The sequence below is a fragment of the Streptomyces sp. SAI-170 genome (assembly GCF_049739565.1).
Classification (GTDB): Bacteria; Actinomycetota; Actinomycetes; order Streptomycetales; family Streptomycetaceae; genus Streptomyces.
On record NZ_JBMGQD010000001.1, the window covers coordinates 3,907,620 to 3,931,642 of the forward strand.

Sequence of the window (24,023 nt, forward strand, 5' to 3'; positions counted from 1 at the left end):
GTCGCTGCTTTCTGATGATGGAAACGCTACGTTGCCTTCAGTCACTCGGCAATGACCTTGTTGCATTCTTACTGCGTTATCGCAGGTCACATCCCACAATTCGTTGCAACTGGCTTGACTTTCAATGCAACAGAGGTCGCCGTCCATTGCAATGACATCAGTCTGAACGCTACGCTCGAGCCGCCGCACCACGAAAGGACCCGCAATGCCCGGAGGCAGACTCACCCAGCAGGAACGCCAGCAGATCGCGCTCGGACTGGCCGACGGGCTCGCCTACGCCGAGATCGCCCGGCGGCTGGAGCGGCCCACCTCGACCGTCACCCGCGAGGTGATGCGGAACGGCGGTCCGACCGGCTACCGCGCCGACCTGGCCCATCGCGCGACGGAGCGCCGGGCCCACCGGCGGAGGAAGCCTGCGGCGCGGGCTTCGGAGGCGCCGGTGCAGGAGCAGGGGCGGGACACCGAGGCCGTGCGGGAGTACGAGGAGACGTTCGCGACGCTGCTCATGCGGCAGGGTCTGCCGAAGATGACGGCCCGGGTGCTGATCTGTCTGTGGACCGCCGACGCGGGCAGCCTCACCGCGTCCGCGCTGGCGCAGCGGCTGCAGGTCAGTCCGGCGTCCGTGTCCAAGGCGATCGCGTTCCTGGAAGGGCTGGGGCTCGTGCGGCGGGAACGTGACGAACGCCGGCGCGAGCGGTATGTCGTCGACGACGACGTCTGGTACCAGTCGACGATCGCCGGCGCCCGGTCGCAGGCTCAACTCGCCGAGACCGCGCGGCAGGGCGTGCGCATCCTCGGGGCGGGCACCCCGGCAGCCGTGCGCCTGGAGAACATCGCCCGCTTCGTCGACTTCATCAGCGAGAGCATGATCCGTGCCGCGGAGCAGGCGCGCGACATCCTCTCCACGAAGGCGAGTTCGCCCCCGGATTCGGAGCAGAGCGGGTGACGGTCACGGGAAGAACCGGCCCGCGCTCGGGTGGTCCTGGGCACCGTCCACGCAGATGTTGGCGCCGTTGACGCCGCCCGCGCGCGGCGACAGCAGGAAGCACGCCACATCGGCCACCTCCTGCAGCTCGACCAGCCGCCCGCGGGGGAAGTCGTCGCGGGCGAACGCCTCGAACTGCTCGGGCCGGTTGTCCCGGACCCAGGCCCAGCCCCCGCCCTCGAACATCACCGACCCCGGACTGAGCGCGTTCACCCGGATGTTGCGCGGCCCCAGCTCCTGGCCCAGCGTGGCCGCCAGGTGGATCTCCGCCGCCTTCGCCGAGGCGTACGACGACTTGGGGCCAGGCTTCCACCCCGTGATCGACGCCACGACGAGCGCGCTGCCGCCGCCGCGCCGCTCGAAGTGCGGCACCGCGCTGCGGATGGCGTGGGCGGCGTGCAGCACGTTCACCTCGTAGGTGCGCAGCCAGTCCTCGGGCGTGGAGTCCAGCAGCCCTCCCCCGTACGCGCCGCCCGCGTTGGCGACCAGCAGGTCGAGGCCGCCCATCTGCTGCGCCGCCTCGTCGACCGCCCGCGCGAGGGCGGCCGGATCGGTGACGTCCGCCTGGATGCCCGGCAGCCCGGACTCCTTCAGCCTTTCCGGATCACGGCCGCAGACGGTGACCGTCGCCCCCTCGGCCCGCAGCGCACGGCCTATGGCCAGCCCGATACCGCTGCTCCCTCCGGTGACGAAGGCCGACTTCCCCGCAAGTCCCAGGTCCATGGCGGCAGTTTGTCAGAGGATCTCCGGACTGCGGCGTTCCAGCAGGAGCACGTCCCGCCAGCGGCCGTGGTGGCGGGCGATGCGTTCGCGGGTGCCGATGACGCGGAAGCCGGCGTGGAGGTGGAGGGCGAGGCTGGGGGTGTTCTCGGGGAAGACGCCGGACTGGATGGTCCAGATGCCGGCGGCTTCCGTCGAGGTGATGAGGGCCGACATCAAGGCTCGGGCGACGCCCTTGCCGCGGGCCGCCGGGTGGACGTAGACCGAGTGCTCCACCACCCCCGCGTAGGCGCAGCGGTCGGAGACCTGCGTCGCGGCCACCCAGCCGAGGACGTCCCCTGTCCCGCTGTCCAGGGCCACGAAGCGGTGGTCCGGAAGTTTCGTCCTGTCGAAGACCTCCCAGGACGGGGGCTCCGTCTCGAAGGTGGCGTCGCCCTCTTCGATGCCCAGGCGGTAGATCTCCAGGACCTGTTCGGCGTGTTCCTGCGTCAGCGGGGCCATGTGCGGCTGTTCCGCGGGCATCCTCCGCCACCTCCCAGGCATCCTCAGCAACCGTCTCCAGCGCCATCACCGACAGCAACCGTCTCCCGCGCCATCACCGACCGTACCCCCGCCCCGCCTGCCGCTCAGCAGCACCCGCCCCCTTTCTCCTCCCCCGGCGTCCCGCAACACGCGCTCCCCCGCTGCTTGGCCATGCTCTCCGCATCCGCCTTCACCACGTACACCTCCCAGGGCTCCCGGCCGGGCGCGTGGACCCAGACCTTGTCCTGGAGGGCGTAGCAGCAGGTGGTGTCGTTCTCCTCGGTGGTGGTGAGGCCGGCTTCGGCGAGGCGGGTGGTGGCGGCGTGGACGGACTCGGTCGATTCCACTTCTACGCCGAGATGGTCCAGGCGGGTGTCGTCGCCCGGGTCGCCCTCGATCAGGACGAGCTTGAGCGGGGGTTCGGCGAGGGCGAAGTTGGCGTAGCCGGGGCGGAGTTTGGCCGGCTCGGTGCCGAACAGCTTGCTGTAGAAGGCGATCGAGGCCTCCAGGTCGGGGACACGGAGGGCCAGTTGGACTCGGGACATGTCGTACCTCCTGATGAGAGAACGGAGTTCAGCAGCCGCCGCCGGGCTTCTCGGCCCCCACGCCGATCCGCACCGTTGCCGGCGCCGCACAGCAGCCGCCCGACTGCGCCGCCTCCGGCTCCTCGTACAGCCCGGCCCCGCCGCACACCCCCGTCTCCGGCAGGGTCAGTTCCACCCGCTCGGCGGCCTCGCGGTCGCCCGCGAGGGCGGCGGCGATGGAGCGGACCTGCTCGTAGCCGGTCAGGGCGAGGAAGGTGGGGGCGCGGCCGTAGGACTTCATGCCGGCCAGGTAGACGCCCTGTTCGGGGTGGGAGAGCTCGGTGACGCCGTGCGGGTACACCGTGCCGCAGGAGTGGACGTTCGGGTCGATCAGCGGGGCCAGGGCGGTCGGGGCCTGGAGGCGTTCGTCGAGGCCCAGGCGGATCTCGGAGAGGAAGGACAGGTCGGGGCGCAGGCCGGTCAGGACGATCACCTCGTCGACCGGGGGCAGTCGGCGGCCGTCCTCCGCCACCAGGACGAGGCCCTCGGACCCGCGCTCCACGGCCGTCGTACGGAAGCCGGTGACCGCGCTCGCGCGGCCGGCCTCGACCGCCGCCTTCGCGCGCAGGCCCAGGGCGCCGCGGGCGGGGAGCTGGTCGGCCTCGCCGCCGCCGTACGTCGTACCCGTCAGGCCGCGGCGCAGAATCCAGACCGCGTGTGTGCCGTGCTCCTGCTCGGCGAGGTCGGCCAGTTGGGCCAGCGCGGTGAAGGCGGAGGCGCCGGAGCCCACCACGGCGGTGCGCCGGCCGGCGTAGCGGGCGCGGACGGCCGGGTCCTGGAAGTCGGGCACGCGGTAGGAGATGCGGTCGGCCGCCGCCTTCTCGCCGAGGGCGGGCAGACCGTCCGCGCCCATCGGGCCGGGGGCGGCCCAGGTGCCGGAGGCGTCGACGACGGCGCGGGCGGTGATCCGCCGCTCGCTGCCGTCCGTCCCCAGGGTGTGGACGGTGAACGGCTGCTCCTCGCGGTCCGCGTCGACCACGCGGTCACGGCCCGCGCGGGCCACTCCGACGACCTCGGTGCCGTAGCGGACCCGGTCGCCGAGGACGTCGGCGAGCGGCTGGAGGTACTGCTCGACCCAGTCCCCGCCCGCCGGGTAGGCGGCGCCGTCCGGGCGCACCCAGCCGGTCGGGGCGAGGAGCTTCTCGGCGGCCGGGTCGGTGAGCTCGGCCCAGGGGGAGAACAGACGGACGTGCGCCCAGTCACGGACGGCGGTGCCCGCGCCGGGGCCGGCCTCCAGGACCAGCGGTTCGAGCCCGCGCTCGACGAGGTGCGCGGCGGCGGCCAGTCCGACGGGGCCGGCGCCGACGACGACGACCGGCAGCTGGTCTGGAGTGTTCGCGAGGCTCACGGGCTTCCCCTTGCTTCGATGTTCATCGATGTCTTACGCCTCCGAGCCTCCCACCGGATTCGATGAACGTCAATATCGATGGCCATCTAATCTGCCTCGTGCCACCATGGACGCATGCCGAACACCAAGCTGCTGCCGCTCCTCGACACCGAGCCGTGCTGCCCGCCGCTCACCGAGCGGCCCTTCAGCGCGGAGGAGGCGGAGACGGCCGCGCGGATGTTCAAGGCCCTCGGCGACCCGGTGCGGCTCCGCCTGTTCTCGGCGGTCGCCTCCCACCCGGGCGGCGAGGCCTGCGTGTGCGACATCTCCGACGTCGGGGTCTCCCAGCCGACGGTCTCCCACCACCTGAAGAAGCTCAAGGAAGCCGGCCTGCTGACCTCCGAGCGCCGCGGCACCTGGGTGTACTACCGGGTCGAGCCCGCCGTACTGGCCTCGATGGGACGCCTGCTGGCGGCGGCACCGGCCGGGGACTGACCGGCGCACCGGCTGAGGGCGGACCGGCCCCTCACCTCGTCCCCACCACAACCCCCCCACCCGCCCGAGGCACCGGGATGAACGAGGCCCGGTCGGGGGCCGTCGTGCCGGACTCGATGTCGGTGATGAGGACGTGGAGGGCGGCGCGGCCGTGAGGGGCGGGGAGGGGGGCGGGGAGTTCGAGGTCGAGGGCGGCCAGGGCGCGGCGGGCGCGGTGCCAGGCGCGGCCGCGCCGGCCGTGGTGGTGGTCGACGACGGCACGGGCGTAGCGGGCGAGCAGACAGGCCCAGGTGTCCTCGCGCACGTCCGGGTGGGACAGGGCGCGGCGGGCGCTGCGGCGGGCCGCGGCCGGGTCGAAGGCCGTCTGGGCCACGGCCAGGGCGGCGAGGCTGACCGCCGCCGAGGGGCCGCCCGGGGCGTGCGGCGGGATGATGTCGGCGGCCTCCTTGAAGTGCGCCGCGGCGGCCACGCTGTCCCGTTCGCGCAGCGCCAGCATGCCCTGGACGTGCGCGATCCGGCCGAGCGAGGCGTCGTCGCCGGCCAGTACGGCGGCGGGCCAGGCGCGGCCCAGCAGGGTGCGGGCCGTGCCAGGGTCGCCGGGCGCGGTCAGCCAGGCCGCCAGCCACTGGGCGCGCACCGCGAGCGGGCTGTCCGGCGCGCACCGCCCGAGCAGGGTGAGCAGCAGGTCCCGGCCCGCGTCGGCATGGTCGTAGACCACCCACCAGAACCACAGCCCGACGACGGTCTCCAGCACCGCCTCGGTGTGCTCGGGCCGCTCCAGGGCGTGGTGCGCCACCGCCATCAGGTCGTCCTGCTCCTCCGCGAGCAGCCGGACGGCCTGCCGCTGCGAGCCCGCCGACCAGAGGTCCTCCGCCACCTCGGCCACCCGCCGGCCGTGCGTCACCAGCCGCTCCACGGCCACCGGCAACTCACCCGCCGCGCGCAGCCGTTCCGCCCCGAAGTCGCGTGCGGCCCCGGTCATCCGGTAGCGGGGCCGGTGCACTCCTCCCGGATCGCCCTCCGGCCGCAGGACACCGGCCGCGGCGAGGCGAACCAGGCAGCCCGGCACCTCGTACGGCTCGACGCCGCCGCCCGCGCACAGGAAGGTCGCCGCCGACTCCCCGAACGAGCCCGCGAAGACGCTGGCGCGCGCCCACACCACCCGTACGGCCCGGTCGTGCAGCGCGTACACGGACCCCATCGCCGAGCGCAGCGACCGGTGCCGGCGGGGTGCCCCGGGCTGCGGGCCCGACAGCCAGCACTGGTGCCGGCGCAGCAGCCGGGCCAGTTCGTCCACCGAGTGCCGCAGGGTCTGCGCCGCGGCCAGCTCGATCGCCAGCGGCACGCCCTCCAGCAGACGGCACACCTCGTGCACGGCGGGCAGGTCGAACGGGCCCTCGCCGCGCGCCCGTTCCAGGAACAGCCGCGCCGCGGGCGAACGGCCGCCCGCCCCGTCGCGCGCCGTGGTGCTCAGCGGGGCGAGCCGCAGCACCCGTTCCTCCCCGAGCCCGAGCGCGGTGCGCGAGGTCACCAGGATGCGCATCCCGGGTACGTCCATCAGCAGTCGCTGCACCAGCCGGGCGCACTCGGTGTGCACCGGGTCGACGTCGTCGAGGAACAGCACATCGGGGGCGTCCAGGGCCGACGCCCGCAGCACCTCCGCCGCCCACGCCTCCGCGTCCGGAACCGGCCGGGCACCCGCGGCGGCTCGCCTCCCGCCGGACGCGGCTTCCCTCCCGCCGGACGCGGCTTCCCTCCCGCCTGCGGCAACTCCCTTTCCGCCCGAGGCAGCCCCGCTCCCGTCCGAGGCAACTCCCCTCCCGTCCGAGGCAACTCCCTTTCCGCCCGCGGCAACTCCCTTTCCGTCCGAGGCAGCCCCTCTCCCGCCCGAGGCAGCTCCCCTCCCACCCGCAGCAACTCCCTTTCCGCCCGCAGCAGCCCCGCTCCCGCCCGCCGCAGCGCCCGCAGCCCGCCCCCTCACCGGCCACCGCACCCGCACCACCCGCCCCCAGGGGCTGTCGCACGCCCCGCCGCACACCGTCGCGGCGAGCCGGCTCTTGCCGACGCCCACCGGGCCGGTGACCGTCACCAGGCGGTGGGCGGCGAGCAGTTCGCGCAGCCGGGCCGTTTCGGGCTCCCGTCCGACCAGGCCTCCGTCCCCGCCTCCATCCCGGCCTCCATCCCGGCCTCCATCCAGGCCTCCGCCCCTGCCTCCGACCGTGCCTCCAGGCGGGCGCTCATCGGAGGCGGGCGGGTCGTCGGGTCCGCCGGCGCATGTCCACACTGTCGTTCCTCCCCGTTGCCGTGCTCGGCGCGCTCGCGGCACCCGACGGTGCAGAACCGTTCCTGCACAGCCGCGCACCGGAGGATGCAGAACCGTCCCTGCATCCGCGCCACGGCAACCCCAACGCGCCACGCGCACGCCGGGTGGCGCACGGGCTCGCGGGATCACACGCCACGACGAAGAGGCGAACTCCAGTACCCGTCAACGGGCAGCGTCAACGCGCCCCGAGGAGGCTCAGGGCCCGGTGACCGACCGGATCGTGTACGGAGACGCCTCACGCTGCCAGATCACCGTGAACCGGGCGGTGGGCCGGGAGCCCACCTGGGGCACGCGCCCGTCGGAGGTGAGGGTCTTCGCCGTGCCCCACCCGCCGGACCGGGTGAACGTACGGGCCGTGGTCTTGGTGTAGCTGTAGGGGATCGTCGACGTCGGCACGACCGTGTGGAAGACGAGCATGCCGTCGCCGTCGTCGTCCACGGCGAGGTCGGGCCGGTCACCGGGGCCGAGCGCGACCACCGCGCCGCGTGTGCCGGCCGCGGACAGCCTGCGGCCCAGCAGCTCCGACCTGCCGCTGTTCAGGCGGTTCCACACGATCATGGAGTCCCCCTCCAGGTCGGTGGCCAGCGCGTGCGCGAAGCCCACGTTGTCGGTGGAGGCCGAGATCCGCAGCGGCGCCGACAGCGTCCCGGTACGGCTCCAGCGCGAGGCCCACTGCTGGGCGCGGTCGCCGCCGCCGGAGTGGTAGGTGATCACCGCGTCGCCGTCCCGGTCCACCCCGACCCGGACCGCGCCGAAACCGGCGTACGAGGCGATCGACGAGGTCAGCACCTTCGTCGCGCCGACCGTGGTCGAGGAGATGCGCCGCGCCACGACCTCCGAGCCGCCGCGCACCCAGGCGACGACGAAGCGCCCGCTGCGGTCGACCCCGATGGCCGCCTTTTCCCCGTGCGCCGACCCGAGGGTGATCGGCGCGCCCAGCGTGCCGTCGATCATCAGGCGGCGGGCGACGGCGTACTCGCTGCCGTCGCGGATCTCCGTCCACGCCGCCATCGCCGTACCGCCGGGGGTCACCGCCACCACCGGGTTGCTCGCCGGTCCGGAGGTGGACAGCCGCTGCAGCGGCCCGACGAGCGCGCCGGACGCGGCGACCCGCCGGCCCACGACATGCCCGTCCTGCTGCCATACGACGGCCGAGTCGCCGGTGTCGTCGGAGGCGACCTCCGGCCAGTTGGGGGCGGCCCCGTCCGGGGAGAGCGTGCGGATCGCCCCCGTCGTGCCGCTCGCGGTCTTCACCCGGGTCTGCACCCGGAAGTAGCAGCCGGACGTGGCCTGGTCGCAGGCCGTCCAGGCCAGCAGCGAGTCGCCCTGCCGGTCGACGGCGACCTGCGGGGAGTCGCTCCCGATCCAGCCCGACGCCGACACGTTCCACGTGGACGTCCACGCCGCCTCGGCGCTCATGCTCAGCGTCGCGGTGACCGCGAGGCCCGCCGCCGCTGCCAGCGACACCCCGGCCCAGACCCGGCCCTTCACCGAACGCCTGTGCCGTGTTCCTTGCGCAGCCACGCCGCTCCCCCTTCGATCGTCACCCGCCCCACAAGGCGGCTCCGATCATCCAGCGCACCACCAGTCCCACACGTCACAGCCCAGAGGCGTCGTACGGGTCACCCGGCGCGGACACCGGCCTGGCCGAGAGCACCTCCATGTACGGGATCGGGCCGCCGTTGACCGGGTCGGCGGCCCGCTTCGAGGTGTACGTGCCGGTGACCTCCAGCCACAGGTCGGGCTCCAGCACCGGCGGTACCCGGCCGGTGAGGCCGACCTTGACCGGACGGGCGTCCGCGGCACAGCAGTTGAGGGTCATCCGCACCAAGTAGGGAGCGCCCGCGCCGTCCAGGGCGACGAACCCGGTGAGCCGTACGCGGCGGCCCTGAAGTGTGCGGCCGTGGTCGTAGGCGGCCCGGCCCGCGTAGTCGGCGAGGCCCAGGCGCAGCGGCTCACCGGCGGGCAGCGGCGGGTAGCCGAGCGGCTCCTGCAGGGCCGTACCGGTCCGCATCGCGCTGTGCGCGCCCAGGGCGGGCGGCGCGACGAGGATCAGGGCGACGAGGGGAAGCAGCAGCAGCCAGGAGACCCGGGGTCCGGCGTGCGCCTCTTCCCCGGAGGTGCCGCCGCCCGCCCTGCGGTCCCGCCACGCGTACCAGGCCGTCGCCGCCGCGGCCGCGATCAGGACCGCCCCGCACAGCACGAGCCCCGGCCGCAGCCCCGCCTTCACATACCGCAGGGACAGCCCGGTCGCGCCCGCGTGCAGCACGCTCGCGCCGAGCAGGAACAGCACGACCGTCTGGGCCGCCCGGTTCACAGCAGCACCGCCCCGGTCAGCGCCGAGGCCGCGAGGGCCACGGCGAAGGCGGTCGGCGCGAAGCGCAGGGCGAAGGCGCGGCCGAAGGTGGCCGCGTGCAGGGCGAAGAGCTTGAGGTCGATGACCGGCCCCACGACGAGGAACGCCAGCCGGGCGGTCGGCGAGAACTGGGTGAGCGACGCGGCCACGAACGCGTCCGCCTCCGAGCAGATCGACAGCAGCACCGCCAGCCCCGCGAGGGCCAGCACGGACACCACCGGGACCCCCGCCACGGACCCGAGCCACCGCTCGGGCACCACCGCCTTCAGCGTGGCCGCCGCTGCCGCGCCCAGCACGAGGAACCCGCCCGCGTGCAGCACGTCGTGCCGCACCGACGCCCAGAACGCCTCGCCGCGCCGCCCCTGACCGTCGTATCCGCCGTGTCCGCTACGTCGGGACGGACGCAGCCACCCCTCCCTGCCCAGCCGCTGCCACAGCCAGCCCGTCGCGCACGCCACCAGCAGCCCCGCCGCCAGCCGGGCCACGACCATCCGGGGCTCGCCCGGGAACGCGACGGCGGTCGCGGTGAGCACGACCGGGTTGACCGCCGGGGCGGACACCAGGAACGCGAACGCGGCGGCCGGGGTCACCCCGCGCCGGATCAGCGCGCCCGCCACCGGCACCGAGGCGCACTCGCAGCCGGGCAGCACCGCGCCCGCGAGGCCCGCGGCCGGTACGGCGAGCACGGGCCGGGCGGGCAGCACGCGGGCGAAGAACGACGCCGGCACGAACACGGCGATCACCGCCGACAGCAGCACCCCGAACACCAGGAACGGCAGCGCCTGCACCACCACCGCCAGGAACACGGTCGTCCAGTCCTGCATCACCGGCGCGGCCAGCGCCCTCCGCACCGGCCCCTGCAACAGCACGGCCAGCATCAGCACCAGGACCAGCACGAGCGGCGGGTCCGGACGCCGCCGTGCCTCGACGGTGTCCGGACCCGCGGCAGGCGCGTCCTCCATGACGGCCACGGGGCTCCCTTCCCTCCCCCAGGGATACGGCGACCGGGCGCCACGCGTTCAGCCGAGTGGAACCGCCCCTGGTGGTAGGGCAGTCTGTCCCCTCGTGGGGAGCGTTCCGAACCAGACCGCGCCGGGCGGCGCGCACGCGCACATGGTGGTGTGCGGCGACGACGGACTCGCGCACCGGCTCGCCGCCGAACTGCGCGGTGTCTACGGCGAACAGGTCACGCTCGTCGTGCCGGCGGACCGGCGCCGGGTGCGCCAGCCGGTGGTGGGACGCGCCCGCGCGGTGTCGGCGGCGTTCCTGGACCGGATGGTCAACGCCGCCCGCGGCAACGGCGAAGGCTCCGGCGCCGAGCGGGTGGTGGAGGCCGTCGAGCCGACCGAGGCGGTGCTCGCCGAGGCGGGCGTGGACCGGGCGACCGCGCTGGCGCTCGTGTACGACGACGACGAGACCAACATCCGTGCCGCGCTCACGGCACGGCGGCTCAACCCGCATCTCAGACTCGTCCTGCGCCTGTACAACCGCCGGTTGGGCCAGCACATCGAGGAACTCCTCGACCAAGCCGCGGCGTTGGCGACCGGCGCCTCACCGGACACCTCCTCGGACGCCTCCACGGTGGTGCTCTCCGACGCCGACACGGCCGCCCCCGCGCTCGCCGCGACCGCCCTCGCGGGCACCAGCAAGGTCGTCCAGACCGAGGGCCTCATGCTGCGCGCGGTGGAACGGCGGCCGCCCCGGCCCGGGCAGGTCGCCGACCCGGGCCTGGCCACCCTCGCGCTGCTCTCCGCCACCAGCAACGACCCCGCGGGCGCGGACGGTTCGGAGAGCGACGGCGAACACGGGCCGCGACTGCTGCCGGACGCGGCGGCGGTGCGCGAGGCGACGGGCCGCGGCACGATCGTGCTGGAGCAGGTGTCCTACGCCGGGGCGCCGTCCGTCCCGGCCTCCGGGCTGACCGGCGTACCGCCGTTAGGCTCGCTCTTCTCCCGGCGGCTGCGCTGGTCGCTGGCCGGAGTGGCCGGCTGCGTGCTCGCCCTCGCGATCGCGCTGACCGTCCTCACCGGCGACCATCCGCTGCACGCGACGTACGTGACCCTGCTCGACCTGTTCGCCATCAACGAGCCCGCACTGAACCAGTCGACGGGCCGGCAGATCCTCCAACTCCTCGCCGGGCTGCTCGGGTTGCTGCTGCTGCCGGTGCTGCTGGCGGCCGCCCTGGAGGCGTTCGGCGCCTTCCGCAGCGCGTCCGGGCTGCGCAAGCCGCCCCGCGGGCTCGGCGGGCACGTGGTGCTGCTCGGGCTCGGCAAGATCGGCGCCCGGGTGCTGATCCGGCTGCGCGAGCTGAACATCCCCGTCGTCTGCGTCGAGGCCGACCCCGAGGCACGCGGCCTCGCGGTGGCCCGGCGGCTGCGGGTGCCGGTCGTCCTCGGGGACGTCACCCAGGAAGGCGTCCTGGAGGCGGCGAAGGTGCACCGCGCGCACGCCCTGCTCGCGCTGACCAGCGTGGACACCACCAACCTGGAGGCCGCGCTGTACGCCCGCTCGGTGCGGGCCGACCTGCGGGTGGTGCTGCGGCTGTACGACGACGACTTCGCCACCGCCGTGTACCGCACCCTGCGGGCCGCGCATCCGCACGCCCTCACCCGCAGCCGGAGCGTCACGCATCTGGCCGCGCCCGCGTTCGCCGGGGCGATGTTCGGGCGGCAGATCCTCGGGGCGATCCCCGTCGAGCGGCGGGTGCTGCTGTTCGCCGCGCTGGAGGTCGCCGGGCATCCCCAGCTGGAGGGGCGCACCGTGGGCGAGGCCTTCCGGGCCGGGTCCTGGCGCGTGCTCGCCCTGGACACCCGCGCCGGCACCGAGGACGCCCCCGGGGCGGGGCTCGTCTGGGAGCTGCCCGAGGGGTACGTCCTCGGTCCCGGAGACCGGGTGATCCTCGCGGCGACCCGGCGGGGCTTCGCGGAGCTGCTGGGGCGACGCAGCAGGGATGCAGCGCAGCGTCCCTAAGGGGCGCGGGGCTGTATCAATGTGCGGCTCCGCCGCGTGGGCGCGACAAGCCACGACGGACGAGCACCCGCCCGACGGCAGTAGCCGGAACGGCGCTCAGGTCCCCGTCAGATGCCGGGCGGCGAAATCCAGCTCCAGTCGGACCTGCTTGATCCGCTCGTCCACCACCAGTGACCCGTGACCGGCGTCGTAGCGGTACACCTCGTGCACGGCGCCCCGGGCCTCAAGACGCTTGACGTAGTTGTCGATCTGCCGGATGGGGCAGCGCGGGTCGTTCACGCCGGCGGAGATGTAGACCGGCGCCTTGACCTGGTCGACGTACGTCAGCGGCGAGGACGCCTCGAAGCGCTCGGGCACCTCCTCGGGCGTGCCGCCCAGGAGGGTGCGGTCCATCGCCTTCAGGGCCTCCATCTCGTCGTGATAGGCGGTGACGTAGTCGGCGACGGGCACGGCCGCGATGCCGAGGGCCCATGCGTCGGGCTGGGTGCCGAGGCCGAGGAGGGTGAGGTAGCCGCCCCAGGAGCCGCCGGTGAGGACGAGCCGGGCGGGGTCGGCCAGGCCCGACGACACCGCCCATTCCCGCACCGCGGCGATGTCCTCCAGCTCGATCAGGCCCACGCGGTGCTTCAGCGCGTCCGTCCAGGCACGGCCGTACCCCGTGGAACCCCGGTAGTTGACGCGGACGACCGCGTAGCCGTGGTCCACCCAGGCGGCCGGCCCCGCCGCGAAGGAGTCGCTGTCGTGCCAGGTCGGACCGCCGTGGATGTCGAACACGGTCGGGAGGGGACCCCTCGCGCCCGCCGGCTTCTGGACGAGGGCGTGGATACGGCCGCCGGGCCCCTCCACCCACACGTCCTCCACCGGCACCGACCCGGGCGACTCGATCCCCGGCGGGTCGAGCACCACACGGCCGGTCGTGGAGCGCACCGCGGACGGCTCGGCGGCCGAGGACCACAGGTACTCCACGCTGCCGTCCGGGCGGGCCGTCGCCCCGGACACCGTGCCCGCCGGGGTCTCCACCCGCACCAGCTCACGGCTCGCCAGGTCGTAGCGGAACAGCTCGCTGCGCGCCTCGAAGCTGTGCGCGATGAGCAGCCCGGTGCCGTCCGGGTACCACTCGGCGCTCACGTCGCCCGGCAGCTCCAGCGCCAGGTCGGTCTCCTCGCCGGAGGCCACGTCCCACACCAGCGGCTCCCAGCGGCCGCGCCGCTGATGCCCGACGAGCAGCCGGGTGTCGCCGTCGACGGGCGCGAAGCCCAGCACCTCCAGGCCCAGCTCGACGCTGCCGCCCTTGGTGTCGTCCAGTTCGGCGACGGCCGAGCCGTCCAGCCGCAGCACGCGCAGCGCCGAGTGCATCGCGTCACCGTGCTCGGTGTGCTCGATCGCCAGCAGCGTGCCGTCGTGGGAGAGATCGCCGACGCCCGCCGACTCGCGGTGCCGGTAGATCTCGACCGCGGCCTCACCGGCGCGGGCGACGTGGATCGTCGTACCGTCCTCGTCGGTGGACCGCCCGACGACCGCCGTCCGCCCGTCCCGGCCGAGCGCGAGACCGGCCGGGTACGACGGCTCCAGGCCCGGTACGGCGATGTCGTCCTCGCCGCCCTCGAAGCGCTGCCTGCGCCACACGCCGAACTCGTCGCCGTCCTTGTCGTCGAACCACCAGATCCAGGCGCCGTCCGGGGTGAGCACACCGTCCGTGGTGCCGTTGGGCCGGTCGGTCACCTGGCGCTGACCGCCGGTGGCCCGGTCCCAGGCGTACAGCTCGTACGTCCCTGTCGCGTTGGACACGAACAGGGAGCGGTCGGGGGCGTCCTCGGCCCAGTCGGGCAGGGAGACCCGCGGTGCCCTGAACCGCTGCTCCCACTCGGGCATGGCTTCTGCGTCGCTGCTCATGGCCCCTATCAAACCTGAACGACGGCCGCGGTGAGAGCCGCGCATGCCAGTGCCAGATATACGACCGGAAACGCGATGTTGTGGAAGACCCGCGCCCGCACATGAGCGAGCACCGCCCCGACGAAGAACAGCACCAGCCCGGCCCCCGCCACCACCCCGACCGCCCCCGCCCCGGCCAGCCCGAGCACCAGCCCGGCCGCCCCCGCACCCTTCAGCGCGGCGAGCCACGGAATCCACCCCCCGGGCACCCCCACCTCGGCGGAGTTGGCCAGCACGAACCGCGCCCCCGCCACATCCGCGACGGCGATCCCGGCATTGGCGACGACGGCGAGCACGGTGACGACGTACACCCACGCGGACATCAGCGGCCCCTTCCTTCGGTTCTCTCGGCTTCGTCCTCAGCCTCCGCGCGCCGCCGGCACCCCGTCCAATACCTGCTTCCATAACCTGGCGGAATGGATGTGGACACCCGCCTGCTGCGCTCCTTCGTCGCCGTCGCCGAGGAGGGCACCCTCACGCACGCCGCCCGCCGGCTCTACGTCTCCCAGCCCGCCCTGACCAAGCAGATCCGCCAGCTGGAGACGCTGCTCGGGACGGCGCTGTTCACCCGCTCCCGCTCCGGGATGGCCCTTACGGAGGCGGGGCGGGCGCTGGCCGCGGGGGCACCCGCGCTGCTGGCCGACTGGGACCGGATGCTCGCCGGCACCCGCCGGGCGGCCCGCGCCGGGGCGAAGATCCTGCGGGTCGGGTTCCTGGCCAGCGCCGCGAACGAGGCGACCCCGCGGATCGTCGCCGCGTTCTCCCGGCTGCGCCCCGACTGGCGGGTGGAGATGCGCCAGTCCTCCTGGGCGGACCCCACGGCGGGCCTGGACTCGGGCGACACCGACGTGGCGCTGGTGCGGCTGCCGTTCCCCGGCCAGGAGGCCCTGCGGGTCACCGAGCTGTTCGCCGAGCCGAGGGTCGTCGCGCTCGCCGAGTCGCACCCGCTCGCCGCCCGCGAGGTGATCGACTTCTCCGAGGTGCTGGACGAGCCGTTCGTCGCCGCCCCCGCGCAGACGGGCGCCTGGCGCGACCACTGGCTGGCCACCGAGGAGCGCGCGGGCCGGCCCCCGCGGATCGGCGCGGTCACCGAGCACCCCGACGACTGGCTCACCGCCATCGCGAACGGCCACGGCATCGCCCTGGCCCCCGAGTCCGCCGCCCGCTACTACGCCCGCCCGGGCATCGCCTACCGCCCGCTGACCGGCGTCGGCCCCACCCGGGTGGCCGTCGCATGGCCGCCCCACTCCGACACGGACGCGGTGGTCCAGGACTTCGTGGGCTGCTGCGTCACGTCGTAGGAACGCAGGACCCGGTCGCCTGGGACCGCCAGGAGGACCCACCCCGCGCCCCGGACACGTACCCGGGCCCCGTACCGTGGAAGGCGTGTACCGGTTCCTGCTGACGCCCCGGTGGTGGGGCATCAACGTCTTCGTGCTGCTCGCCATCCCCTTCTGCGTGTTCATGGGGTCCTGGCAGCTGGGCCGGTTCGAGGAGCGGATGGACAGCCACCGCACCGCGGACGAGCGCGCCTCGGCGGACCGGCGGCAGGCCGCGCGCCCGCTGGCGCAGTTGCTGCCGGTGGACAAGGCGACCTCCGGCGCACAGACCACCGCCACCGGCCGCTACGTCGACCAGCTGCTGGTCCCCGACCGCGAACTGAACGGCAGGCGCGGCTACTACGTCCTCACGCTGCTGCGGCAGGACCACGGCAAGGCCCTGCCCGTGGTACGCGGCTGGCTGCCCGGCACCCCCGACCCGGCGAAGGCCCCGGCCCCGCCGGCCGGCGAGGTCACCGTCACCGGCGCGCTCCAGGCCTCCGAGACGCCCGGCGACAACGGCGTCAGCGCCCGCGGCGGCCTGCCGTCGGGCCAGACCGGCGCCATCAGCTCGGCCTCGCTGGTCAACCTGGTGCCGTACGGCGTCGAGGACGCCTTCGTCACCCTGAACAAGGGCGACTCCGGCATGAAGGCCGTGCCCGCACAGGCGGCCGCGCAGACCGGCCTGGACCTGAAGGCGTTCCAGAACCTGGGCTACACCGGCGAGTGGTTCGTCTTCGCGGGCTTCGTCGTCTTCATGTGGTTCCGGCTGCTGCGCCGCGAGGTGGAACTGGCCCGGGACGCGGAGATGGGCCTGGTGCCGGAGGAGGACCGGGACCCGGCCGCCTCCTCCGACTACGCGGTCCGCTAGCGGCTACTGGGGGATCATCCCGGTCCGGTAGACCGTCCCGGCGCACGCGGGCAGCACCGACAGGCTGGCGCTCGGCGCGCCCAGCTCGCTGGTGTAGGTCACGGTGACACCGCTGTCCGCCGAGCCGTCCTCGGTGACGAGCTGCGTGGTCATGCCGGTGTCCTCGCCGGTCTCCGTGCCGCCGTCGGTGGTGCCGGTGGTGGCGTCGGTGGGCGTCGGGGTCGGCGTCGGGGTGGCCCCGCCGGTCTCGCCGCCGCCGGTGGTGCCGCCGGTGTCACCGCCGCTGGTGCCCCCGCTGTCGCTGCCGCCCGTGCCGGTGCCTCCGCTGCCGGTGCCGCCGTCCGTGGAGCAGGTGTCGGAGGGCACCCAGGCGAACTTCACCTCGTACGCCGCGCCCGGCACCAGGACGACCTCGTGCCGCTCCAGGGAGGGGTCGGGCAGGCCGACCGCCGCGTCCCCGGCGACATGGCGCGCGAGGCTGATCCTGGCGGGGTCGGTGGTGCCCAGCGGGTAGGGCGTGACCTCGCCGGAGCCGACGATGGTGCAGCCGTCGGCGGAGACGTTGGTGACGCGGAAGCTGCCGTAGACCGCGCCCATGGAGTCGGGGGCGCCGGTGCTGCCGCTGACGGAGAGCTGCTCGGCGGTGCAGGCGGCCTCGCCGGCCGAGGCGCCCCCGGACGGGTTCGTGGTGCCGCCGGTGCCGGTGCCCTCGGAGTCGCCCTTGTCGGGGTCCGCGGGCTTGTCGCCGCCCTGGCCGCCGCCTGAGGTGCCGCCCTGCTCGGTGCCGCCCGCGGTCCGGCCGCCGTTCTCGCCCTTGCCCTGGCTCGTGCCGCCCTGGGCGGCCGAGCCGTGGCCGGCGATCGAGGGGTCGGCGTTCGGGCCGGTGGTGCCGGTGACATGCACCAGCGCGGGGATGGCGGTGCCGAGGAACAGCGCGGCGGCCGCCATGCCGACGGCGGCCTGCCGCTTACGGGCCCGGCGCGCGGGCACCGCCCGGCGCAGATGGTCCAGTGTGCCGTCGCGCGGCTCCACGTCCTGCACCGCGTCGTGCAGCAGGCGGCGTAGTGCCAGCTCGTCCGAGCCGAGCCCTTCGGGGCTGCGTTCGTCGGGGCTGTCGTTCACGTTTCCGTTCCCAGCGTGCGGTTGCTTCGGCTGTTGCTTCCCGGCGTCGTCCGCTCCCCGGCGCGGGACGTCGCCCTCGTGGTGCTCGCTCATTTCGCCGCCGCCTCCATGGCGATCCGCAGCGCCGCGATGCCGCGCGAGCCGTAGGCCTTGACCGAGCCCAGGGAGATCCCCAGCGTCTCGGCGACCTGCGCCTCGGTCATGTCGGCGAAGTACCGCAGCACCAGCACCTCGCGCTGGCGGCGCTGCAGGCCCTTCATCGCCTTGATGAGGTCGCGGCGCTCCAGCGAGTCGTACGCCCCCTCCTCCGCGCTCGCCATGTCCGGCATCGGCTTGGAGAGCAGCTTCAGGCCGAGGATGCGGCGGCGCAGGGCGGAGCGGGAGAGGTTGACGACCGTCTGGCGCAGATAGGCGAGGGTCTTCTCCGGGTCGCGGACGCGCTTGCGCGCGGAGTGGACGCGGATGAAGGCCTCCTGCACGACGTCCTCGCAGGAGGCGGTGTCGTCGAGGAGGAGCGCTGCGAGACCCAGCAGCGAGCGGTAGTGGGCTCGGTAGGTCTCGGTGAGGTGGTCGACGGTGGTGCCGACCACGGCCTCGTCGGCGCCGTCACGCTGGCTGGGAATGCGGGCGGGCCTCGCTGCGGGCATGGGGGCGATCACCGGCATGCCGCCGGGCGCGCCACGGGGGCGCTGGGGCCGCCGGACGGGCGGCCGAAGGGCCGTGCCGCGCGGGGCCACGCTGAAGTCGAGTACCTCTGCCACGCCAGTTGGACACGCTTCCCCCCTCGGGGGTTGTACGTGCCGGGCGTCACTTTTACGCCGGACGGTCCGCCCGACCGCGTTGTCCCGGTTCTACCGGTTCTCGCGGTTCTCGCGTCAGGCACGACCGCCGACGGAGCCTCAGAAGCCCTCATGCGTCCCGCTCTTCCCCTATGTCCCCTGTGAGCGACCGTCCCCGCGCCCGCTCATGGCGTCCCCACGCCTGGATGAATGCGCTTGCACCCCGGAAGGGCGACCGCATAGACGCCCCCCGCCCTCCGCGTGGTTGCGGAGGGCGGGGAGGAAATCTTCGGACGCCGCCGGGATCCGGATCAAGTGGTCCGGACATCATTCGGATCACGTGCCTTACGCAGATCCTACAAATCGAACACAGTGGGTCCACAGGGTTTGCGGGTTCACACGTGGCTGACGAGAACACCGCCGCTCTACGCGGAGAGCTTCCGGCGGGTCTGGGCGGAGAGCTTCCCGCGGGTCCGGGCGGAGAGCTCCCCCGGCTCTAGGCGGACAGCTCCGCCGCGACGAGTTCGGCGATCTGCGCGGTGTTGAGGGCCGCGCCCTTGCGCAGGTTGTCCCCGCACACGAACAGCTCCAGCGCGGTGGGGTCGTCCAGCGCCCGCCGCACCCGTCCGACCCAGGTCGGGTCGGTGCCGACCACGTCGGCGGGCGTCGGGAACTCCCCGGCGGCCGGGTTGTCGAACAGCACGACACCCGGGGCGGTGGCGAGGATCTCACGCGCCCGCGCCACGGTGACCTCGTCCTGGAAACGCGCATGGACGGTCAACGAGTGGGTGGTGACGACCGGCACGCGCACACAGGTCACCGCGACCGGCAGCGCGGGCAGCCCGAGGATCTTGCGGGACTCGTCCCGCACCTTCATCTCCTCCGAGGACCATCCGTCCTCACGCAGCGACCCGGCCCACGGCACGACGTTCAGCGCCACCGGCTCCGGGAACGGCCCGGTGTCGTCACCGACGGCCCGCCGTACGTCACCGGGGCCGGTCCCCAGCTCCGTACCGGCGACCAGCGCGATCTGCCGCCGCAGCGTCTCCACGCCGGCCCGCCCCGCACCACTGACCGCCTGGTACGAGGAGACGACCAGCTCACGCAGCCCGAACTCGGCGTGCAGCGCGCCCAGCGCGACGATCATGGACAGCGTCGTGCAGTTGGGGTTCGCCACGATCCCGCGCGGCCGCATCCGTACGGCATGCGGATTGACCTCGGGCACGACCAGCGGCACATCGGGGTCCAGCCGGAAGGCGGCGGAATTGTCGACGACGACGACCCCGCGCGAGGCGGCGACGGGCGCCCACTGGGCGGCGACGTCGTCCGGGACGTCGAACATGGCGACGTCGACCCCGTCGAAGGCCTCCTCCGACAGGGCCACGACCTCGATCTCCTCCCCGCGCACGGCCAGCTTGCGGCCGGCCGAGCGCGGGGAGGCGACGAGTCGGATCTCGCCCCAGACGTCCTTGCGGTGGGACAGGATCTGGAGCATGACCGTGCCGACGGCCCCGGTCGCTCCCACGACCGCGAGCGTCGGTCCACGGTTCATCGCCCGGTGCCCCCGTAGACGACGGCCTCGTCGCTGTCGGAGTCGAGCCCGAAGGCGGTGTGCACGGCGCGCACGGCCTCGTTGACGTCGTCGGCCCGCGTGACGACCGAGATACGGATCTCGGAGGTCGAGATGAGCTCGATGTTCACGCCCGCGTCCGACAGGGCGGTGAAGAAGTCGGCGGTGACGCCGGGGTTGGTCTTCATCCCCGCGCCCACCAGCGAGATCTTCCCGATCTGGTCGTCGTAGCGGAGCGACTCGAAGCCGATGCCCGCCTTGGACTTCTCCAGGGCGTCGATGGCCTTGCGGCCCTCGGTCTTGGGCAGCGTGAACGAGATGTCCGTCAGACCGGTGGCGGCGGCGGACACGTTCTGCACGATCATGTCGATGTTGATCTCGGCGTCCGAGATCGTGCGGAAGATCGCCGCGGCCTCGCCCGGCTTGTCCGGGACGCCGACGACCGTGACCTTGGCTTCGGAGACGTCGTGAGCGACTCCGGAGATGATGGCGTGCTCCACCTGAGCGTCCCCTTCGGGCTTCTCGTTGCTGACCCACGTACCGCGCAGTCCGGAGAAGGACGAGCGGACGTGGATCGGGATGTTGTAACGGCGCGCGTATTCCACGCAGCGGTGCAGCAGCACCTTGGAGCCGGACGCGGCGAGCTCCAGCATGTCCTCGGAGGAGATCCAGTCGATCTTCCGGGCCTTCTTCACCACACGCGGGTCGGCGGTGAACACACCGTCGACGTCGGTGTAGATCTCGCACACCTCGGCGTCGAGGGCGGCGGCGAGCGCCACCGCGGTGGTGTCGGAACCGCCACGCCCCAGCGTGGTGATGTCCTTGGTGTCCTGGCTGACGCCCTGGAAGCCCGCGACGATGGCGATGTTGCCCTCGTTCAGCGAGTCCCGGATCCGGCCCGGCGTGACGTCGATGATCCGCGCTTTGTTGTGGACCGAGTCGGTGATGACACCTGCCTGGCTACCGGTGAAGCTCTGGGCGCTGTGGCCCAGGTTTTTGATCGCCATCGCCAGCAGGGCCATGGAGATCCGCTCTCCGGCGGTCAGCAGCATGTCGAGCTCGCGCCCGGCAGGGATCGGAGATACCTGCTCGGCGAGATCGATCAGCTCGTCCGTCGTGTCGCCCATCGCGGAAACCACGGCGACCACCTGGTGGCCGTTCTTCTTGGCTTCCACGATCCGCTTGGCGACGCGCTTGATGCCCTCGGCATCGGCTACGGAGGAGCCTCCGTACTTCTGCACGACAAGGCCCACGTGCGCTCCTCGCTCAGTCTGTCTGTTTTCCCGCTGATACGGCGGTGTACTGCGGGTCGGCTCAGTCTATCGAGCGCCCGAAATTCACCCCTGCGGTATCGCATGGTGAGACTCCGGTGCGCCGGAGTGGACTCTGCCCGCCCTTGCGGGAGGCACTCGCGAAAGTGGGCCAGGTCACTTCCCGGAGAATTCGGTGAGCGGCTCGGTGTCCAGGCTGATGCCTACGGGGTCCGGGATCGCCACGACGGCGCCGAACGGCTTGTTCACCTGCTGGCGGTAGCGGCCACCCTCGGGGTGGGTGAAGACGGTGACGGTGCCGTCGTCGCGGTCGATGAGGAGGTAGACGGGGATGCCGGCGGCGGCGTAGGCGTCGGGCTTGTCGACTCGGTCACGCTGATGTGTGTCGGAGTCGTACGACGTGACTTCCACGACCATGATCACGCCTTCGGCCTCGGACCACTCGCCGTGCCCCTTGGGGAATCCGAACGGCGCGAGCACCCCGTCCGGGCGCGCCCGGCCCTTCCGGTAGCCCTCGACCTTCATCCCACGGTCCCCGTACAGCCAGAGTTCCGGGCGATGTTGCATACACAGCCGCTGCAACCAAGCGATGATCTGGTCGTGGTTGCCATCCGTCACGGCCTTGACCTGGACCCTTCCGCTGATGAACTCCAGCCGCACGGTCTCCGGGGCATGGCGTTCCAGTTCCTCGAACTCCTCGACGGACATCTGCGGCCGGTGCTCGGTCATGGGGGTCATGGCGTCGCCTCCTCGACTCCATGGTGCCCGGACCGGCACGTCGTGCACGCTCATACCGGGTACTCCGGCCCACCAAGGGGCCGGGCGAAGAACGTGTCGGGGATGTAGCCGGGCGGCGGCCCCTCCGCCTGCTCCTGCGCCAGGTCCTGTTCCAGTTCCTCACGGCACTCGCGGCACAGGCCGTCGATGATCTTCTCGGTGCGCTCGTCCGCGTCGCAGGTGACGCAGGCGAGGATCACGCGGGACACACGGGCACGACGTCCGGCGGTCTGGCGCACCTTCGCCTTCTTCGGGGGCATCTTGTTCTCCAGTCGGTTGCGGGCGAGTCCGCCGGGGTTGTTCACGGCTGACGGCAGTCCGTCGGTCAGCGCCTTGGTGATGTCGTGCGGCGTCGCGCCGCGGTCCAGCCACTCCGTGGCGAGGGCTTCGAGCGAGCGGCAGTCGCCGTGGGAGAGGGGCATGCGCGGGTCGGCCGTACGGACCGCGGCGAGGGTCTCGTAGGCGGCACTGGGCTGGGGCTCGGCGGGCTCGGCGGCCTGTGCGGCTTCCGGTTCCGGCGCCTCGCCGGCCTCCTCCGGTGTCTCCTCGACCCTGGCGAGGCCCGACATGTAGTGGGCGGTGACGTCCCTGCCCTTGCGCTCCCGTACGAAGTCGGCCCACCACTCGGGGATCCTCGGGGTGCGCGACCAGTACGTACGCGTCACCCACCGCATCGAGTTGTCCTCGATCTGGAGGTGCTCCCGGATGTGCCGCAGGTGGCCGATGCCGGTGAGGCTCTTCATCGACACGCGCGTGGCCTGCTGGCCGTAGCGGGGGTGCGCCGCCGCGATGGCCTTGTAGCCCATCGCGTGGCCGTCCTCGAGGTGGTCGATGAAGACGGCGATGTCCCGGTCGCGGGGGCTCAGGTGTGCGAAGTCCGGCTCCGTGTGCGGGTCTTCGTCACCTGCGGAGCGTTTTCCGTAACCCGTTTTGGCCATGGGGTGGGACGGGGACGGCAGGGCAGGACTAAGGTGGGAGTAAGCCACGATCGAGCCTCATTCGATCTGTAGGTCCAGGCCCCGGAGCCGGTGTTGGCGCACCGACCGGGGCCGATCTATGTGCCGCGAACCTAGAGCGGCGTCACGCGCCGACGCAAGCCGATCACGGAATGTCACTCTTTCGAGGTAGGCAGCTTCAACTCACCTACAGGCTTGGCTGGTTGGGTCGGTTTTCACCCATCCCAAAACCCAGAAAAGCCAATTGGAGAGGCTCGAAGCCCGAGACTCAAGCTTCGGGCTGAACTGCGGCGATGAAGGCCGCCCAGGCGCGGGCGGGGACGTCCAGCTCGGGGCCGGTGGGGTTCTTGGCGTCACGGACGTGAATCCGGGTGGCGAACGCGACTTCGACGCAGTTGCCGCCCTCACCGTCGCTGTAGCTCGACTTGAACCACTTCAGCTGGTCACTCACGGCTGGCCACCATCCGCTCGATGAGACAGGCCGACTCGTCAGGTCCGAGAGCCTGCGTGCGGATCATGCTAAGCCGCTCGGTGACACGGCTGACAACCCCTGGGTCGGCCGACATCTCACTGACGAACGGGCCCTCCGCGAAGGCGAATCATTCGTAGTCGCTGGTCTCCAAAAGCACCATGGGGCCTTCCAGTGCGGCCGGGACGGCCCGTTCGAAGGACAGCACCTGCAACACGACATTCCGCAGCCGCCCCACTTCCAGCAGGCGTCCCAGTTGTTCTACGTCCACCTGCGGGGCCCGTAGCACCGCCTCGTACAGGACGAAGCTCAAGCCCACCGGCGGCTTGCGCTCGGTGAGGATCGACTGCCGCTCCATCCGGGCGGCGATCTGCTCCTCCACGGTCTCGTCGTCGAGGGACGGAATGCGGTTGTCAATGAGGGCACGGGCGTACCCCTCGTCTGCAGCAGGCCCGGCACTAGCGAGACTTCGTATGTCCAGAGGCTCGTCGCCTCCTTCTCCCGCTCCATGAAGTCCTGCGCCCTCGCCGGAAACCGCTCCCTGTCCAGGAATCCCTTCGCCGCGCTCAACAACCCATTCGCCAGGCAAAGTTCGTCGGCCACATCGAGTAAACGCGGTGCGACACGGCGACCACCTCCGACCGGGCGCACTTCCTCGTGCAACTCCTTACCGAG

General features: G+C 72.9%; 22 protein-coding genes and 1 pseudogene. 5 read left to right on the top strand and 18 right to left on the bottom strand.

From position 1 onward, the window contains the following. Window positions 1-205 precede the first annotated feature (205 nt). Window positions 206-946 (top strand): helix-turn-helix domain-containing protein, encoded by a 741-nt coding sequence (locus RKD23_RS17420; protein WP_424854492.1) that lies wholly within the window; start codon window positions 206-208, stop codon window positions 944-946. Between the two features lie 3 nt (window positions 947-949). On the opposite strand, the gene RKD23_RS17425 is transcribed toward RKD23_RS17420, so the two are convergent. The 4 genes from RKD23_RS17425 to RKD23_RS17440 all read right to left on the bottom strand — a co-directional run bounded on the left by RKD23_RS17425 (window position 950) and on the right by RKD23_RS17440 (window position 4,159). Next, window positions 950-1,708 (bottom strand): SDR family NAD(P)-dependent oxidoreductase, encoded by a 759-nt coding sequence (locus RKD23_RS17425; protein ID WP_424854493.1) that lies wholly within the window; start codon window positions 1,706-1,708, stop codon window positions 950-952. Between the two features lie 12 nt (window positions 1,709-1,720). Continuing rightward, window positions 1,721-2,227: an N-acetyltransferase family protein gene (locus RKD23_RS17430; RefSeq protein WP_424854494.1), complete on the bottom strand. Its 507-nt coding sequence runs from the start codon at window positions 2,225-2,227 to the stop codon at window positions 1,721-1,723. A gap of 104 nt (window positions 2,228-2,331) precedes the next feature. After that, window positions 2,332-2,772 (bottom strand): ArsI/CadI family heavy metal resistance metalloenzyme, encoded by a 441-nt coding sequence (locus RKD23_RS17435; protein WP_424854495.1) that lies wholly within the window; start codon window positions 2,770-2,772, stop codon window positions 2,332-2,334. A gap of 28 nt (window positions 2,773-2,800) precedes the next feature. Continuing rightward, window positions 2,801-4,159 (bottom strand): FAD-dependent oxidoreductase, encoded by a 1,359-nt coding sequence (locus RKD23_RS17440; RefSeq protein WP_424854496.1) that lies wholly within the window; start codon window positions 4,157-4,159, stop codon window positions 2,801-2,803. Window positions 4,160-4,273: 114 nt separating this feature from the next. Here RKD23_RS17440 and RKD23_RS17445 point away from each other — a divergent pair, with 114 nt between their 5' ends. Next, window positions 4,274-4,633, top strand: a complete 360-nt coding sequence (locus tag RKD23_RS17445; protein WP_424854497.1) for an ArsR/SmtB family transcription factor — start codon at window positions 4,274-4,276, stop codon at window positions 4,631-4,633. 31 nt (window positions 4,634-4,664) lie between these two features. Here the strand turns inward: RKD23_RS17445 and RKD23_RS17450 are convergent, their stop codons facing one another. The 4 genes from RKD23_RS17450 to RKD23_RS17465 form a co-directional block, all read right to left on the bottom strand. Then, window positions 4,665-6,290: an ATP-binding protein gene (locus RKD23_RS17450; RefSeq protein WP_424854498.1), complete on the bottom strand. Its 1,626-nt coding sequence runs from the start codon at window positions 6,288-6,290 to the stop codon at window positions 4,665-4,667. 861 nt (window positions 6,291-7,151) lie between these two features. After that, a complete protein-coding gene (locus RKD23_RS17455; RefSeq protein ID WP_424854499.1) occupies window positions 7,152-8,480 on the bottom strand; it encodes a hypothetical protein in 1,329 nt (442 codons plus the stop codon). Window positions 8,481-8,553: 73 nt separating this feature from the next. After that, a complete protein-coding gene (locus RKD23_RS17460; RefSeq protein WP_424854500.1) occupies window positions 8,554-9,273 on the bottom strand; it encodes a TIGR03943 family putative permease subunit in 720 nt (239 codons plus the stop codon). Further along, window positions 9,270-10,283, bottom strand: coding sequence for a permease (locus RKD23_RS17465; protein WP_424854501.1), 1,014 nt, complete (start codon window positions 10,281-10,283; stop codon window positions 9,270-9,272). Before RKD23_RS17465 ends, RKD23_RS17460 begins: the two co-directional genes overlap by 4 nt. Window positions 10,284-10,425: 142 nt before the next feature. On the opposite strand from RKD23_RS17465, the gene RKD23_RS17470 reads away from it, so the two are divergent. Further along, the gene (locus RKD23_RS17470; protein WP_424858264.1) at window positions 10,426-12,282 is read left to right on the top strand and encodes an NAD-binding protein; all 1,857 of its coding nucleotides are present in this window, start codon (window positions 10,426-10,428) and stop codon (window positions 12,280-12,282) included. Between the two features lie 96 nt (window positions 12,283-12,378). On the opposite strand, the gene RKD23_RS17475 is transcribed toward RKD23_RS17470, so the two are convergent. Together RKD23_RS17475 and RKD23_RS17480 are read right to left on the bottom strand one after the other, a co-directional pair. Beyond that, window positions 12,379-14,175, bottom strand: coding sequence for a prolyl oligopeptidase family serine peptidase (locus RKD23_RS17475; protein WP_424854502.1), 1,797 nt, complete (start codon window positions 14,173-14,175; stop codon window positions 12,379-12,381). An 8-nt stretch (window positions 14,176-14,183) separates the two neighbouring features. Next, on the bottom strand, window positions 14,184-14,537 hold the full coding sequence (locus RKD23_RS17480; protein WP_424854503.1) for a DoxX family protein: 354 nt from the start codon (window positions 14,535-14,537) through the stop codon (window positions 14,184-14,186). 93 nt (window positions 14,538-14,630) lie between these two features. On the opposite strand from RKD23_RS17480, the gene RKD23_RS17485 reads away from it, so the two are divergent. Further along, window positions 14,631-15,515 (top strand): LysR family transcriptional regulator, encoded by an 885-nt coding sequence (locus RKD23_RS17485; RefSeq protein WP_424854504.1) that lies wholly within the window; start codon window positions 14,631-14,633, stop codon window positions 15,513-15,515. 85 nt (window positions 15,516-15,600) lie between these two features. Next, complete coding sequence (locus tag RKD23_RS17490; RefSeq protein WP_424854505.1) at window positions 15,601-16,404, top strand: SURF1 family protein; 804 nt, start codon at window positions 15,601-15,603, stop codon at window positions 16,402-16,404. 3 nt (window positions 16,405-16,407) lie between these two features. Here the strand turns inward: RKD23_RS17490 and RKD23_RS17495 are convergent, their stop codons facing one another. The 8 genes and pseudogenes from RKD23_RS17495 to RKD23_RS17530 all read right to left on the bottom strand — a co-directional run bounded on the left by RKD23_RS17495 (window position 16,408) and on the right by RKD23_RS17530 (window position 23,858). After that, window positions 16,408-17,526 carry a hypothetical protein gene (locus RKD23_RS17495; RefSeq protein ID WP_424854506.1) on the bottom strand — a complete coding sequence of 373 codons (1,119 nt, stop codon included), beginning with the start codon at window positions 17,524-17,526 and terminating at the stop codon, window positions 16,408-16,410. A gap of 89 nt (window positions 17,527-17,615) precedes the next feature. Then, a complete protein-coding gene (locus tag RKD23_RS17500; protein ID WP_404037662.1) occupies window positions 17,616-18,287 on the bottom strand; it encodes a SigE family RNA polymerase sigma factor in 672 nt (223 codons plus the stop codon). A gap of 514 nt (window positions 18,288-18,801) precedes the next feature. After that, window positions 18,802-19,857 carry an aspartate-semialdehyde dehydrogenase gene (locus RKD23_RS17505; protein ID WP_424854507.1) on the bottom strand — a complete coding sequence of 352 codons (1,056 nt, stop codon included), beginning with the start codon at window positions 19,855-19,857 and terminating at the stop codon, window positions 18,802-18,804. Beyond that, on the bottom strand, window positions 19,854-21,128 hold the full coding sequence (locus RKD23_RS17510) for an aspartate kinase (protein ID WP_424854508.1): 1,275 nt from the start codon (window positions 21,126-21,128) through the stop codon (window positions 19,854-19,856). The genes RKD23_RS17505 and RKD23_RS17510 overlap by 4 nt, the downstream gene beginning before the upstream one ends. 174 nt (window positions 21,129-21,302) lie before the next feature. After that, on the bottom strand, window positions 21,303-21,884 hold the full coding sequence (locus RKD23_RS17515; RefSeq protein WP_424854509.1) for a Uma2 family endonuclease: 582 nt from the start codon (window positions 21,882-21,884) through the stop codon (window positions 21,303-21,305). A gap of 50 nt (window positions 21,885-21,934) precedes the next feature. Then, a complete protein-coding gene (locus tag RKD23_RS17520) occupies window positions 21,935-22,861 on the bottom strand; it encodes a hypothetical protein (protein WP_424854510.1) in 927 nt (308 codons plus the stop codon). A gap of 286 nt (window positions 22,862-23,147) precedes the next feature. Next, a complete protein-coding gene (locus tag RKD23_RS17525; RefSeq protein ID WP_424854511.1) occupies window positions 23,148-23,330 on the bottom strand; it encodes a DUF397 domain-containing protein in 183 nt (60 codons plus the stop codon). A gap of 148 nt (window positions 23,331-23,478) precedes the next feature. Next, window positions 23,479-23,858 (bottom strand): annotated as a pseudogene (locus RKD23_RS17530) (DUF5753 domain-containing protein). Window positions 23,859-24,023: the final 165 nt, after the last annotated feature.